We start from the raw sequence: 12382 nt of genomic DNA on the forward strand, positions 1-12382 counted from the left end.
GGAACGTTCCGGCACGGGCTCTGGCCTGCCGCTGACCGACCGGTGGCGACGATTGCCTCCGACGGCCGGGCGGTGGCGCTCAAGCCGGGCTGACGGCACGCCCGTTGAAAACTCCGGTGGGGTTCGCGTCGCGATCCGGCCCGTGGCCGGCGGACAGCGCCGGTGCCCGTCCGTGCCCTGAGAAATGATCGAGGGGCCGCTTCAGATCTCCTCTGAAACGGCCCCTGACCTGCGACTTCGAAAAGTCGGGACGACAGGATTTGAACCTGCGACCCCTTGACCCCCAGTCAAGTGCGCTACCAAGCTGCGCCACGTCCCGGTGCGCTCCGCACGGTGTTGCCCGTGTGATCGCGCGAACAGCACTTTACCCCACTCGCAGCGCTGCGCCGTAGCGGGCCCTCGCGCGGGACAATCGGGATATGGACCGTTGGGGCAGCACAGGAGGCACGAGCGACGACCGGCCCGCCGGCGCCAGGGACCGGGACGGCGAGGGGCGGGCGCGCAACGCCCGGCCCCGGGACGGACTCGGCCGGCCCCTGCCGTACGGGGCCCCCGGGGTCGAGCGGCAGCCCGAGGGTCTCGTGCGCACCCCGCAGGAGACCGTCGCCGAGGCGCAGGCGCTGCTGGACGCCGGGAAGCCCTTCCACGCGCACGAGGTGTTCGAGGACGCCTGGAAGTCGGGCCCGGCTGCGGAGCGCACCCTGTGGCGGGGCCTCGCCCAGCTCGCCGTGGGTCTCACGCACGCGGCCCGGGGGAACCTCACGGGCGGGGTGCGGCTGCTGCGGCGCGGCGCCGGGGCCGCCGAGGAGTGGACGGCCGGCGCGGGAGAGGACCGGCCGTACGGGCTGGATCTCACGGGGCTGGCACGGTGGGCGCGCGAGCTGGCGGCCTCGGTGGAGCGGTCGGGCGCGGCGGTGGACGCACAGGCCCGGGCGCCGCGGCTGCGCTGACTCCCGGCCCGGCCCGTTCTCGCCTCGGCGAAGGCGGCCGCCGTGCGTCCCCGCTCCGTGCGTCCGGCTTCCGCCCCCGTGTCCCCGGCGGCTCCCGGCGGCTCCCGGGCCGTCTACCGCAGCAGCAGCTGCAGTCCGCCCACGACGGTCGCCGCGATCACCAGCTGCTCGAACAGCCGCTGGTTGATGCGGTGCACCGCCCACTTGCCGAACAGCGCGCCGGGAACGACGAACGCGACGAGGGCGGCGTCCAGAAGCAGCGAACGGCCGTCGATCAGGCCGAGGCCCACGCTGAACGGCACCTTCGACATGTTGACGATCAGGAAGAAGAACGCCGAGGTGCCGAGGAAGCCGAGCTTGCGGAAGCCGGCCGAGAGCAGGTACATCGACATGACCGGGCCGCCCGCGTTGGCGACCATCGTGGTGAAACCGCCGAGCACGCCGTAGGAACGGGCCTTGAGGCGTCCGGCCCGGGTGACCACGGCGTCGGGGTCGTCCGCCGCGTCGGCCGTGCGCCGCCGCCACACCGTGACGCCCGCCATCAGCAGCAGGATCGCGCCGATCGAGGTCCGGACGATCCCGTCGTCGGCCCACACCAGGAACAGCGTGCCGAGGACCACGCCGGCCGCGACCGCCGGGAACAGCCGCCACAGCGTGGGCCAGTGGGCGTGCCGCCGGTAGGTGAGGACGGCCAGGACGTCCCCGGCGATGAGGATCGGCAGCAGGACGCCTGTGGAGGCGCGGGCGGGCAGGACCGCCGCGAAGACGGCGAGGCTGACCGTGTTGGCTCCGCTGACGGCCGTCTTGGAGAAGCCGACGAGCACGGCCGCGAGGGCGAGGGCGGCGAACTCCCAGCCGGTGATGTGCCACAGGGTCATCGTGTTCATGCGGGGGCCGATGCTACGCACATCCGTCGAACACCCGACAGGCCGTCTCGCCAGGTGACCGGCGCCCGGAGCAGCCGAGGCCGGGGACGGCGCGGGCCAGGGGCGCGAGTCACCGGCGCGTGCGGCGGGCGCGCGCCGTCAGTGCCGTTCGACCAGCACCGCGGTGCCCTGTCCGACGCCCACGCACATCGTGGCCAGCCCGCGCTCGGCCCCGGTACGGCGCATGCGGTGCAGGAGCGTGGTGAGGATGCGGGCTCCCGAACCGCCCAGCGGATGGCCGAGGGCGATCGCCCCGCCGCTCGGGTTGACCAGGTCGGGGTCGACGCCCAGCCTGTCCACGCAGGCGAGCGCCTGGGCGGCGAACGCCTCGTTGAACTCGGCCTCCTGGACGTCCTCGACGCTCCACTCGGCGCGGGCCAGCGCCTTGCGGGTGGCGGGCACCGGACCGAGCCCCATCACGTCGGGGTGGACGCCGGCGGAGGCCCCGGCGACATAACGGCCCAGCGACTCGAGGCCCAGCTCGTTGAGCGCCTCCTCGCTGACCAGGAGGAGTCCCGCCGCACCGTCGTTCATGGGCGAGGAGTTGCCGGCGGTGACCGTGCCGCCCTCCCGGAAGACCGGCTTCAGCCGGGCCAGCTTCTCGTACGAGGTGTCCTCGCGAATGCCCTCGTCGACGTCGACGAGCACGCCGTCGGGACGCCGCACCGGCAGCATCTCGTCGTCGAAGTGGCCGTTCTCCCGGGCCTGCGCGGCCAGCCGGTGGCTGCGCAGGGCGAACTCGTCCTGGCGTCGGCGCGTGATCCCGTACCGGACGGCGACCTCCTCGGCCGTCTCCCCCATGGCCAGCAGTCCGTGCAGGTCCTTCATGGCGGGGTTCACCAGACGCCAGCCGAGCCGGGTGTCCACCGTCTCGACGCGCTGCGGAAGGGCCTCCTCGGGGCGGGCCAGGACGAAGGGGGCACGGCTCATCGACTCGGAGCCGCCCGCGATCACGATGTCGGCCTCGCCCGCGGCGATGGTGCGGGCCGCGGTCGTCACGGCCTCGAGGCCGGAGGCGCACAGCCGGTTCACCGTCGCGCCCGGCACGGTCTCGGGCAGACCGGCGAGCAGGGCGGCCATCCGGGCGACGTTGCGGTTGTCCTCGCCGGCCTGGTTGGCCGCGCCCCAGTAGACGTCGTCGACGCGGGCCGGGTCGAGCGCGGGCACCTCGGCGACGAGCCCGCGGACGACGGCGGCGGCGAGGTCGTCGGGCCGGACGGAGGACAGGGCTCCGCGCAGTCTTCCGACGGGGGTGCGGCGGGCGGCCGCGAAGTGGACGGGGCGCACGACGGACTCCTTGATTAGCACTGCTAGTTTTCGACTATAGACCCCGACGCGCCGCCCTGGGAAGATCCCCGGACGCCTTCGCCGACGCAGCTGGAGCAGCGATGACCGCATCCGTCGTCACCGGTACCCGCCTCCTCACCGGGACCCACGGCACGATCGCCGCGCGCGAGTGGTCACCGCCGGTCCCCCGCAGCCTGGCCCTCGTGGTGCACGGCTACGGCGAGCACGCCGGCCGCTACGAGGAACTCGCCGGCGTCCTGACCGGTCACGGCGCGGCCGTCCACGCCCCCGACCACCGCGGGCACGGCAGGTCGGCGGGCGAGCGCGTGGTGATCGAGGACTTCGAGGACGTCGTCACCGACCTGCACGCCGTGGCGGAACTCGCCGTGGCCGCCCACCCGGGCCTGCCGCTGGTCGTGATCGGGCACTCGATGGGCGGCCTGATCGCGGCCCGGTACGCCCAGCGCCACGGCGCCCGTCTCGCCGCGCTGGTGCTGTCCGGCCCGGTGATCGGCGACTGGCCGCTGCCGGCGCGGCTGCTGGCGTACGACGAGATCCCCGACGTTCCCGTCAGCCCCGCCGCGCTCTCCCGCGACCCGGCGGTCGGCGCGGCGTACGCGGCGGATCCGCTGGTCTGGCACGGACCGATGAAGCGGCCCACGCTGGAGGCCTTCGTACGGACCCTGGCGACCGTCGCCGAGCACGGCGACGTCGGCGCGCTGCCGCTGCTGTGGCTGCACGGCGACGACGACCGGCTGGTGCCGCTGCCCGGCAGCCGGACCGGCGTCGAGCGGCTCGGCGGCGGCGCGCACACCGAGCGGATCTACCCGGGCGCCCGGCACGAGGTCTTCCACGAGACGAACAGGGCGGACGTGTTCGCGGACCTGACCCGCTTCCTCGACCGGGCCCTCTCCGCCTGAGCCCGGACGCCCTCCCCGGGGGACCGGGGAATCGGGGAAAGCACCTGTTTGCAGCGGTACGCCCGGGGCACCCGCGCCTGCATGGAGTGGTTGCGCGTCGCCGCCTGCGTGGGCGAGGACCCCGAGTTGTTCTTCCCCGTGGGCACGGCCGGACCGGCCCTGCGGGAGGCCGCGGAGGCCAAGCGGGTCTGCGCCCGCTGCCCGGTGCGCGCCGAGTGCCTGTCCTACGCCCTCGGCAGTGGACAGACCTCGGGTGTCTGGGGCGGTACGGGCGAGTTGGAGCGCGCGGAACTGCTCCGTACCGCACCACACGACGCGACGAGGAGGAGCACCGTATGACTGTCGTGAAGAGCCCCCTGCCCGAGCCCGCCCGCCAGATCACGTTCGACGCGCTGCAGGGCACCCTCGTGGATCTCCTCGGCCTCTCCCTGATCGGCAAGCAGGCGCACTGGAACATCGTGGGCCCCCGGTTCCGCTCGATCCACCTCCAGCTGGACGAGGTCGTCACCGCGGCCCGCTCCTACGCCGACACCGTCGCCGAGCGGGCGGCCGCGCTGGGCCTGCCGCCGGACGGCCGCCCCGAGACGATCGCGTCCGCGTTCACCCTGCCCTCCCCCAAGGACGGCTGGGTGCGGGACGAGGACGTCGTCCAGGTGATCGCCGAGTCCCTGGGGGCCGCCATCACACGGCTGCGCGAGCGGATCACGGCGACCGAGGAAGCGGACCCGGTGACGCAGGACCTGCTGATCGGCATCACCGCCGACCTCGAGAAGCAGCGCTGGATGTTCGAGGCGGAGAACTGGCCGCGCGAGAGCTGACCCGCTCCGGCGCCGCGCCGGCGCCGCTGCGGCCTCAGCGGGCGAGCCGGGACAGCGCCGCCGAGACCAGGGTGCGCACACCCGGCGCGAGCACCGAGAGGTCGGGCGCGAACAGCGGGCTGTGGTTGCCCGGCACGCCCGCCGCCTTCTCCCACACACCCTCCCCCGGCGCCGCCTCCCACACCGGCGCCGGGGTCGAGGTCACGTACCAGTAGTCGTACGGCACGCCTTGCGGAGCGAGCAGGGAGAAGTCCTCGCTGCCGAGCGCCTGGCCGAAGTCGAACACCGCGTCCGGACCGAAGAGTTCCCGGTGGACGGCGGCGATCTCACCGTCCAGCGAAGGGTCGTTGACCGTGGTCGGGCAGCCGGGCCGAACGGTGACGTCCGGCGGGCGCGGGCAGCCCGCGGCGGCGCACTCCGCCTCGGCGATCCGCTGGATCGCCGCGAGGAGCCGGGCCCGCACCCGGGTGTCCTGGGTGCGGATATTGACCCCGAGCCGCGCCTCGTCCGGAATGGTGTTGGACGTCGTGCCGGCGTGGAAGCGCCCCACGGTGAGCACCGCCGACTCGTTCGCGGCGATCTCCCGGGCGACCACCGTCTGCAGCCGGGTCACGACGAAGGCGGCGGTCACCACGGGGTCGACCGTCGACTCCGGCCGGGACCCGTGTCCGCCCACGCCGTGCACGACGACGTCCACGTCGTCCGACGCCGACAGGGTCAGCCCGGGGGTGTGCGGGTAGAACCCGGCGAGCCCGGGTGCGACATGCTGGCCGAACAGCACGTCGGGGCGCGGGAAGCGGTCGTGGACGCCGTCGGCGACCATCGCCGCCGCTCCGCCGCCGACCTCCTCCGCGGGCTGCCCGACCACGACGAGCGTCCCGGACCACGTCTCGCGGGCGGCGGCGAGCGACTCGGCGGCCGTCGCCAGCCAGGTGACGTGCAGGTCGTGGCCGCAGGCGTGCATCACGCCGTCGGTCGTCGAGGCGTAGGAGAGGCCCGTCGCCTCCTTCACGGGCAGCGCGTCCATGTCACCGCGCAGCCACACCACCGGCCCCTCGCCGTTGGCCAGCACCCCGACCACGCCGGTGCGGGCCACGCCCTCCGTCACTCGGTACCCGGCCGCCCGCAGTCGCCCGGTCAGGGCGGCGGCGGTGCGGTGCTCCCGGAACGACAGCTCGGGGTGGCGGTGCAGATCCTGGTAGAAGTCCTCCAGCCGCCCGGATTCCAGGTCCGGGGTGATCTCCCGGGCCAGGCGGGCGACGACGGCCGGTTCGGTCATTCCGCGCATGCGGCCACGTTACGCGGGACGCCCCGCCGCGGTCGGCCGATCGGTACCGATCCCGGTCCCTGTGCCGGCCCCCGGACGTTCGATCGCCGCACGGTCTCGCCGCGAGGGGGAGCCGCCGGAAGCGGCCGTCACCGGAGGGCCGGCGTCCTCGCCGTCCCGCCGTCCCGCGCCGCGACCTGAGGCATGATCGAGCCATGACCGCCCCGAGCCCGTCGGGCCCCGCCGCCCCCATCCGGGTCCTTCTCGCCGACGACCAGGACATGGTCCGCACCGGCTTCCGTTTCTTCCTCGACGCGCAGCCGGACATCACAGTGGTCGCGGAGGCCGCCGACGGCGAGGAGGCGGTGGCGCTGGCCCGCAGCGTGCGGCCGGACGTGTGCCTGCTGGACATCCGGATGCCGAAGCTGGACGGTCTCGCGGCCACCCGGCTGCTGGCCGGACCGGACGTCCGGGACCCGCTGCGGGTGGTCGTGGTCACCACCTTCGACCTCGACGAGTACGTGTACGGGGCGCTGCGCGGCGGCGCCTGCGGCTTCCTGCTGAAGGACTCCGGACCGACGCTCCTCGCGGAGGCGGTCCGGGCGGCCGCAGCGGGCGACTCCCTGGTCTCGCCGTCGGTGACCGTACGTCTGCTCCAGCACCTGACCGGCCCGCAGACCGCGGCGGCCGACCGGCCCGTCGCCCTTCCGGACACGCTCGCCGAACCGCTGACCGAACGGGAGCTGGACGTCGTCCGGCTGGTGGCCCTCGGCCGGACCAACGCCGAGATCGCCGCAGGGCTCCACGTCTCCCTGTCCACGGTGAAGACGCACCTGTCGAGCGTCCAGCTGAAACTGGGCGCCCGCAATCGCGTCGAGATCGCGGCCTGGGCCTGGCAGCACGGGCACGCGCGGCCGCGGACCTGAGGCCGCCGGGTTCAGAGGCCCAGTACGCGCGTGATGGTGCGCAGCACCCCGTCGTCGTTGTTGGAGGGCGCCAGGTGGCGGGCCCTGCGCACGACCTCGGGGTGGGCGTTGGCCATGGCGAACGACCAGTCGGCGGCGTCCAGCATCTGCAGGTCGTTGAGGTAGTCGCCGAACACCATGGTCTGCGCGGGCGTGACGCCGAGCTCGTGCTGCAGGCGGCGCAGCGCGGCGCCCTTGTGGGCGGTGCGGTTCAGGACGTCGACCCAGTGCTCGCCCGAGACCACGACCTGGTGGGTCCGCGCGAAGGGCGCGAGTGCCGGGGCGGTGCTCTCCTCGGCCGACCCGAAGTCGTACAGGGCGATCTTGAGGATGTCGTCGTCGACGGCGGTGACGTCCTCGACGACGCGGTGGCGCAGGTAGTACCTGGCCACCTCGGTCACGAACGGCTCGTCGGCCCGCTCGACGTAAGCCGACCGCTTCCCGCAGACCACGGCGCCGACGTCGACGCCGGCGGCCGAGAGCTCGCGCACGGCCTCCGTCACCTGCACGACGACGGCCGGGTCCAGCGGATCCGAGCTCAGCTCCTGCCCGTCGCGCACGACGTACGCGCCGTTCTCCGCGATGAACGCCATTCCCTCGGCCGCCCCGGCGACCTCGGCGAAGTCCGCTGCCAGCGTGGCGTACTGACGTCCGCTCGCCGGGGCGAAGTGGACGCCTCGCTCGCGCAGCAGCGCCAGCACGCGCCACAGGTCCGCGGGCGCCTTCTTCTCGTCGTCGAGGAGCGTGCCGTCCATGTCGGTGACGATCAGCCGGATGTCTGCGGGAGCCGTCGGGGGCTCGGAGGCGGCCTGTCCGGGGGCGTGCGTGTACGGCATGTGCTGCTTCCTGTAGGTGGACGACCGGATTTTCACCCTACCGGGGACAACGGTGATCATCCGGCGGCACAATGGCGGCAGAGGCCCGGGGCACGTCAGGGCGCGGGCAGGACGCGGGAAGGGGCGGTCACGTGAGCGGGCCGGGACGGCTGGACACCAGCGTGGCGCACAACGCGCGGGTGTGGAACTACTGGATCGGCGGCAAGGACAACTACGAGGTCGACCGGGGCGTCGGCGAGCACGTGGCCGGGATGTTCCCGCTCATCCGGGAGATCGCCCGCGCGGACCGCTGGTTCCTCGGACAGGCGGTGCAATTCCTCGCCGAGGAGCGCGGCGTGCGGCAGTTCCTGGACATCGGCACCGGGCTGCCGACGGCGGACAACACCCACGAGATCGCCCAGCGCATCGCGCCGGAGTCGCGGATCGTCTACGTCGACAACGACCCCATCGTGCTCGCGCACGCCCGCACCCTGCTGACCGGCACCGCACAGGGCCGCACCGACTACATCGACGCGGACGTGCACGACCCGGCCGCGATCCTCGAACGCGCGGGCCGCTCCCTGGACTTCACGCGGCCGGTCGCGGTGATGATGCTGGGCATCCTGAACTTCGTCCTGGACGTCGAGGCGGCCCGGGACATCGTCCGGCGGGTCATGGCCGACGTCCCTTCCGGCAGCTTCCTGGTCCTGACGCACCCCACCCACGACGGCGAGGTGGGCGGCGAGGGTCAGATCCCGGCGATGAAGTTCTGGAACGAGAACGCCAAGCCGCCGATCACCGCCCGCAGCGGAGCGGAGATCGCCGCGTTCTTCGACGGCCTGGAGCTGCTGGAACCGGGCCTGGTGTCGTGCTCGCGCTGGCGCGGCACGGCCGACTCCCTCGCGGTGGTGCCGCAGTACGGCGCGGTCGCCGTGAAACCCTGACGGGCGTACGGGCACGCGCCGATCGTGGAGGACGTATGACCACCCTTGCCGATCCCGTCCCCGGCGGACGTCCCGGGGACGTCGAGCGGGCGACCGCGCTCGGCGGGGAGCTGGCCGCGGCGGGCGTGCACGGCGTCGTGCTGGCCTACGTCGACACCGCGGGGATCGGCAGGGTGAAGGCGGTCCCCACGGGCAGGCTTGCCTCGGCGGCGGCCTGGGGCGTCGGGATGTCGCCGGTGTTCGACACGTTCCTGGCGAACGACGCCGTCGTCACGACCGACGTGCTGGGCTCGCCCGACGGCGATCTGCGCCTCTACCCGGACCTCGACCGGCTGGTCGTTCTGGCGGGTCAGCCCGGCTGGGCGTGGGCGCCGGTCGACCGCGTCACCCAGGACGGCGACCGTCATCCGGGCTGCTCCCGCACGTTCCTGCGCCACGTCGTCGCGGACGCGGCCCGGGTGCACGGTCTCGCCTTCCGGGCGGCCGTCGAGATCGAGTGGGCGGTCGGCCTGGACTCCGCGCCCGCCGGCGAGTTCGTCCCGGCCGCCGGCGGACCGGCGTACGGCGCGACGCGACAGGTCGAGCTGAGCGAGTACACCGCCGACGTGCTGGCCGCATGCGCGGCGCAGGGCGTCGACGTCGAGCAGATCCATCCCGAGTACGCGCCCGGCCAGTTCGAGATCTCCGTGGGCGCTCTCGACCCGGTGGCGGCGGCCGACCGCAGCGTCCTCGTCCGCCAGACCGTGCGGGCGGTGGCCCGCCGTCACGGGCTGCGGGTCTCCTTCTCCCCCGCGGTCGTGGCGAAGGGCGTCGGCAACGGCGGCCATGTGCATCTCTCCGCGTGGCGGGACGGCGTGAACCTGCACGCGGGCGGCGACCGGCGGCACGGCATGACGGCCGACGCGGAGGCGTTCGCCGCGGGCGTCCTGGCCCGTCTCCCGGCGCTGACGGCGGTGACCGCGCCCAGCCCGGCCAGTGCTCTGCGGCTGCGGCCCTCGCAGTGGGCGGGGGCGTTCACCGCGTGGGGCCTGGAGACCCGCGAGTGCGCGGTGCGCCTGGTGCGGGGCACCGCGGGCCGGCGCGCGGAACAGGCGAACCTGGAGGTCAAGCCGGTCGACCTGGCCGCCAACCCGTATCTGGTCCTCGGCTGCCTCATCGCGGCCGGGCTGGACGGGATGTCCTCGGGCGCGGTGCTGCCCGAGGAGAGCACCGGGGACCCGGTGCGGCTCGGCGCCGGCGAGGCCGCGGCCCGGGGGGTGCGCCGGCTGCCGACCTCGCTCGCCGGGGCCGTCGCCGAGTTCCGGGCCGACGAGGTGCTGCGCGCCGCCCTCGGCCCGGTCCTCGCCGACGCGGTGACCGCCGTGCGGCAGGGCGAGATCGACGCCGTCGACGGGCTCGACGACGACCAGGTCGCCGCCGCGTACCGCTGGGTGTACTGAGATGGCCGGCCGGGCGGTCCACGAGGCGCTGGCGGAGCTGCGGCTGGTCGACCAGCACTGCCACGGTGTGGTCACCGACCCGCTGGACCGGCCCGGTTTCGAGGCGCTGCTGACCGAGGGGGGCCTCTGGCCGGGGTTCTCCACCTTCGACACGCCCGTCGGTGTGGCGGTGCGCCGCCACTGTGCGCCCCTGCTCGACCTCGACCCGCACGCCCCCGCCGACGTCTATCTGGCCCGGCGCGCCGCACTGGGCCCGCAGGAGGTGAACCGGCGGTTCCTCCGGGCCTGCCGCACCGGCGTGTTCTGCGTCGACACCGGGTTCGCCCCGCACCGCGTCACCACGCCCGCCGAGCTGGCCACGGCCGCGGAAGAGGCGGTCGCGCGCGAGGTCGTGCGGCTGGAGGCGGTCGCCGAGGCCGTCGCCGCGCGGGGCGTCGACGCCGACGGGTACGCCGACGCGTTCCGGGCGGCCGCGCTGGACGCGGTCCGGCGGCCGGGGGTGGTGGGGGTCAAGTCGGTGGCCGCCTACCGGACCGGGTTCGACCTCGACCCGGCCCGGCCCGCGGACGCCGACGTCACCCGGGCCGCCCGGCGCTGGCTGGCGGGCGGCGGACGGCTGGCGGACCCGGTGCTGATGCGGCATCTGCTGTGGACGGCGGTCGATCTGGGGCTGCCGCTGCAACTGCACACCGGGTTCGGCGACAACGACATCCGGCTGCACCGGGTGGATCCGACGCATCTCACGGACTGGCTGCACCTCATGGCGGGCACCATCCCTGTGCTGCTCCTGCACTGCTGGCCCTACCAGCGGCAAGCCGCCTACCTGGCCGCGGTGTTCGAGCAGGTGTACCTGGACGTGGGGCTCACCCTGCATCATGTGGGTCCCGTGCGAGCGCGGGCGGTCCTGGAGGAGGCGCTGGAGATCACACCGTTCCGCAAACTGCTCTACAGCTCGGACGCCTATGGTGTGTCGGAGTTCTACTGGCTCGGCGCGCTGGCCTTCCGCCGGGGTCTCGGAGACCTGCTCCAGGACCGGGTGGACGCGGGCGAACTGAGCCTTCCCGACGCGCTGTGCCTGGCGCGCCGGGCCGGAGCCGACAACGCCCGCCGGGTCTACCGGCTTCCCGACGGACACTGAAAGTATGATCGAACAATGTCTGACTTGACCGAGACCACACCGGGTTGGCTGAGCTCCGACGAGCTCGAGATGGCACGCGCCCGTATGCCGATCCTGTACGTCGAGGCCGTGCCCGTGCGCGTCGACGACAGCGGCGAAGTCACCAGCGTCGGCCTGCTGCTGCGGATAGGGCCGGACGGCAACGTCAACCGGACTCTGGTGTCCGGCCGCGTCCTGCACCACGAACGCGTCCGGGACGCTCTGCTGCGCCACCTCGAGAAGGACCTCGGCCCGGTGGCGCTGCCCCGGGTGCCGACCTCGCTCCAGCCGTTCACGGTGGCCGAGTACTTCCCGACGCAGGGCCTCACCCCGTACCACGACCCGCGCCAGCACGCCGTGTCGCTGGCCTACATCGTGCCGGTGACGGGCGACTGCCGCCCCCGGCAGGACGCGCTGGACCTGGTGTGGTTCAGCCCGCAGGAGGCCGCCTCCCTGGCGGTGCAGAGCGAGATGCCCGGCGGGCACGGGTTCCTGCTCCGGCAGGCCCTGGCCCACGTGGGCCTCTCGGCCTCCTGACCGGGATGCCGCCGGCCCAGCGCGCGCTGGTCGGAGCCGCCGCGAGCCGCCCCTGCACGATCGTGGTGTGCAGGGGCTGCTGTTGCGGCGACGGCGGCAAGCATCCCGGCTTCGACCACGAGTGGCAGCTGGCGCGGCTGCGTGGGGCCGCGTCCGCGTCGGGCGGCGGCTTCGCCGTCCACACGACCGACTGCCTCGGCCCCTGCGACCAGGCGAACGTGATCGTCGTGCAGCCCTCGGCCGCCGGCCGCAGGGCGGGCGGCCGGGCCGCCTGGGTCGGCTTCGCCATGGACGACGACTGCACGGAGGAGATCCTGGCGTGGGCGGCGGCGGGTGGTCCCGGCCTTGCCTTCCCTTC

14 protein-coding genes and 1 tRNA gene are annotated in these 12382 nt (G+C 74.1%); 10 read left to right on the top strand and 5 right to left on the bottom strand.

Annotated elements, in window-relative coordinates:
• Nucleotides 1–245 precede the first annotated feature (245 nt).
• Nucleotides 246–319 (bottom strand) — tRNA-Pro (locus ACN6LD_RS40745).
• Between the two features lie 100 nt (nt 320–419).
• Here ACN6LD_RS40745 and ACN6LD_RS40750 point away from each other — a divergent pair.
• On the top strand, nt 420–950 hold the full coding sequence (locus ACN6LD_RS40750; RefSeq protein WP_445045788.1) for a DUF309 domain-containing protein: 531 nt from the start codon (nt 420–422) through the stop codon (nt 948–950).
• 113 nt (nt 951–1063) lie between these two features.
• Here the strand turns inward: ACN6LD_RS40750 and ACN6LD_RS40755 are convergent, their stop codons facing one another.
• Together ACN6LD_RS40755 and ACN6LD_RS40760 are read right to left on the bottom strand one after the other, a co-directional pair.
• Nucleotides 1064–1837, bottom strand: coding sequence for a sulfite exporter TauE/SafE family protein (locus ACN6LD_RS40755; RefSeq protein WP_319189809.1), 774 nt, complete (start codon nt 1835–1837; stop codon nt 1064–1066).
• 138 nt (nt 1838–1975) lie between these two features.
• Nucleotides 1976–3163 carry a thiolase family protein gene (locus tag ACN6LD_RS40760; protein WP_319189811.1) on the bottom strand — a complete coding sequence of 396 codons (1188 nt, stop codon included), beginning with the start codon at nt 3161–3163 and terminating at the stop codon, nt 1976–1978.
• Between the two features lie 101 nt (nt 3164–3264).
• Here ACN6LD_RS40760 and ACN6LD_RS40765 point away from each other — a divergent pair, with 101 nt between their 5' ends.
• From ACN6LD_RS40765 to ACN6LD_RS40775, 3 genes are all read left to right on the top strand, one after another.
• A complete protein-coding gene (locus ACN6LD_RS40765; RefSeq protein ID WP_319189813.1) occupies nt 3265–4083 on the top strand; it encodes an alpha/beta hydrolase in 819 nt (272 codons plus the stop codon).
• Nucleotides 4084–4164: 81 nt separating this feature from the next.
• The gene (locus tag ACN6LD_RS40770) at nt 4165–4422 is read left to right on the top strand and encodes a WhiB family transcriptional regulator (RefSeq protein ID WP_319189814.1); all 258 of its coding nucleotides are present in this window, start codon (nt 4165–4167) and stop codon (nt 4420–4422) included.
• Nucleotides 4419–4901, top strand: a complete 483-nt coding sequence (locus ACN6LD_RS40775) for a Dps family protein (RefSeq protein WP_319189816.1) — start codon at nt 4419–4421, stop codon at nt 4899–4901. The genes ACN6LD_RS40770 and ACN6LD_RS40775 overlap by 4 nt, the downstream gene beginning before the upstream one ends.
• 34 nt (nt 4902–4935) lie before the next feature.
• On the opposite strand, the gene ACN6LD_RS40780 is transcribed toward ACN6LD_RS40775, so the two are convergent.
• Nucleotides 4936–6180, bottom strand: coding sequence for an amidohydrolase (locus ACN6LD_RS40780; RefSeq protein WP_445045792.1), 1245 nt, complete (start codon nt 6178–6180; stop codon nt 4936–4938).
• 203 nt (nt 6181–6383) lie between these two features.
• On the opposite strand from ACN6LD_RS40780, the gene ACN6LD_RS40785 reads away from it, so the two are divergent.
• Nucleotides 6384–7094, top strand: coding sequence for a response regulator transcription factor (locus ACN6LD_RS40785; protein WP_319189818.1), 711 nt, complete (start codon nt 6384–6386; stop codon nt 7092–7094).
• 11 nt (nt 7095–7105) lie between these two features.
• On the opposite strand, the gene ACN6LD_RS40790 is transcribed toward ACN6LD_RS40785, so the two are convergent.
• The gene (locus ACN6LD_RS40790) at nt 7106–7969 is read right to left on the bottom strand and encodes a Cof-type HAD-IIB family hydrolase (protein ID WP_319189820.1); all 864 of its coding nucleotides are present in this window, start codon (nt 7967–7969) and stop codon (nt 7106–7108) included.
• 131 nt (nt 7970–8100) lie between these two features.
• On the opposite strand from ACN6LD_RS40790, the gene ACN6LD_RS40795 reads away from it, so the two are divergent.
• The 5 genes from ACN6LD_RS40795 to ACN6LD_RS40815 all read left to right on the top strand — a co-directional run.
• Nucleotides 8101–8892: an SAM-dependent methyltransferase gene (locus ACN6LD_RS40795; protein ID WP_319189822.1), complete on the top strand. Its 792-nt coding sequence runs from the start codon at nt 8101–8103 to the stop codon at nt 8890–8892.
• 35 nt (nt 8893–8927) lie between these two features.
• Nucleotides 8928–10331: a glutamine synthetase gene (locus tag ACN6LD_RS40800; protein ID WP_445045789.1), complete on the top strand. Its 1404-nt coding sequence runs from the start codon at nt 8928–8930 to the stop codon at nt 10329–10331.
• 1 nt (nt 10332) lies between these two features.
• Entirely contained in the window at nt 10333–11469 is a 1137-nt protein-coding gene (locus ACN6LD_RS40805; RefSeq protein ID WP_445045790.1) for an amidohydrolase family protein, read from the top strand.
• A gap of 15 nt (nt 11470–11484) precedes the next feature.
• Nucleotides 11485–12024 carry an NUDIX hydrolase family protein gene (locus ACN6LD_RS40810; RefSeq protein ID WP_107105374.1) on the top strand — a complete coding sequence of 180 codons (540 nt, stop codon included), beginning with the start codon at nt 11485–11487 and terminating at the stop codon, nt 12022–12024.
• 5 nt (nt 12025–12029) lie between these two features.
• The coding region (locus ACN6LD_RS40815) for a (2Fe-2S) ferredoxin domain-containing protein (RefSeq protein ID WP_445045791.1) at nt 12030–12382 on the top strand (353 nt) is incomplete at its 3' end.

The sequence above is a fragment of the Streptomyces sp. SAS_272 genome, assembly GCF_052543235.1.

Coding starts and splice junctions, on each gene's coding strand:
- ACN6LD_RS40785 (WP_319189818.1), top strand. CDS start 6,384: ATGACCGCCCCGAGCCCGTCGGGCCCCGCCGCCCCCATCCGGGTCCTT.
- ACN6LD_RS40800 (WP_445045789.1), top strand. CDS start 8,928: ATGACCACCCTTGCCGATCCCGTCCCCGGCGGACGTCCCGGGGACGTC.
- ACN6LD_RS40805 (WP_445045790.1), top strand. CDS start 10,333: ATGGCCGGCCGGGCGGTCCACGAGGCGCTGGCGGAGCTGCGGCTGGTC.
- ACN6LD_RS40780 (WP_445045792.1), bottom strand. CDS start 6,180: ATGACCGAACCGGCCGTCGTCGCCCGCCTGGCCCGGGAGATCACCCCG.
- ACN6LD_RS40790 (WP_319189820.1), bottom strand. CDS start 7,969: ATGCCGTACACGCACGCCCCCGGACAGGCCGCCTCCGAGCCCCCGACG.
- ACN6LD_RS40750 (WP_445045788.1), top strand. CDS start 420: ATGGACCGTTGGGGCAGCACAGGAGGCACGAGCGACGACCGGCCCGCC.
- ACN6LD_RS40770 (WP_319189814.1), top strand. CDS start 4,165: ATGGAGTGGTTGCGCGTCGCCGCCTGCGTGGGCGAGGACCCCGAGTTG.
- ACN6LD_RS40755 (WP_319189809.1), bottom strand. CDS start 1,837: ATGAACACGATGACCCTGTGGCACATCACCGGCTGGGAGTTCGCCGCC.
- ACN6LD_RS40810 (WP_107105374.1), top strand. CDS start 11,485: ATGTCTGACTTGACCGAGACCACACCGGGTTGGCTGAGCTCCGACGAG.
- ACN6LD_RS40775 (WP_319189816.1), top strand. CDS start 4,419: ATGACTGTCGTGAAGAGCCCCCTGCCCGAGCCCGCCCGCCAGATCACG.
- ACN6LD_RS40765 (WP_319189813.1), top strand. CDS start 3,265: ATGACCGCATCCGTCGTCACCGGTACCCGCCTCCTCACCGGGACCCAC.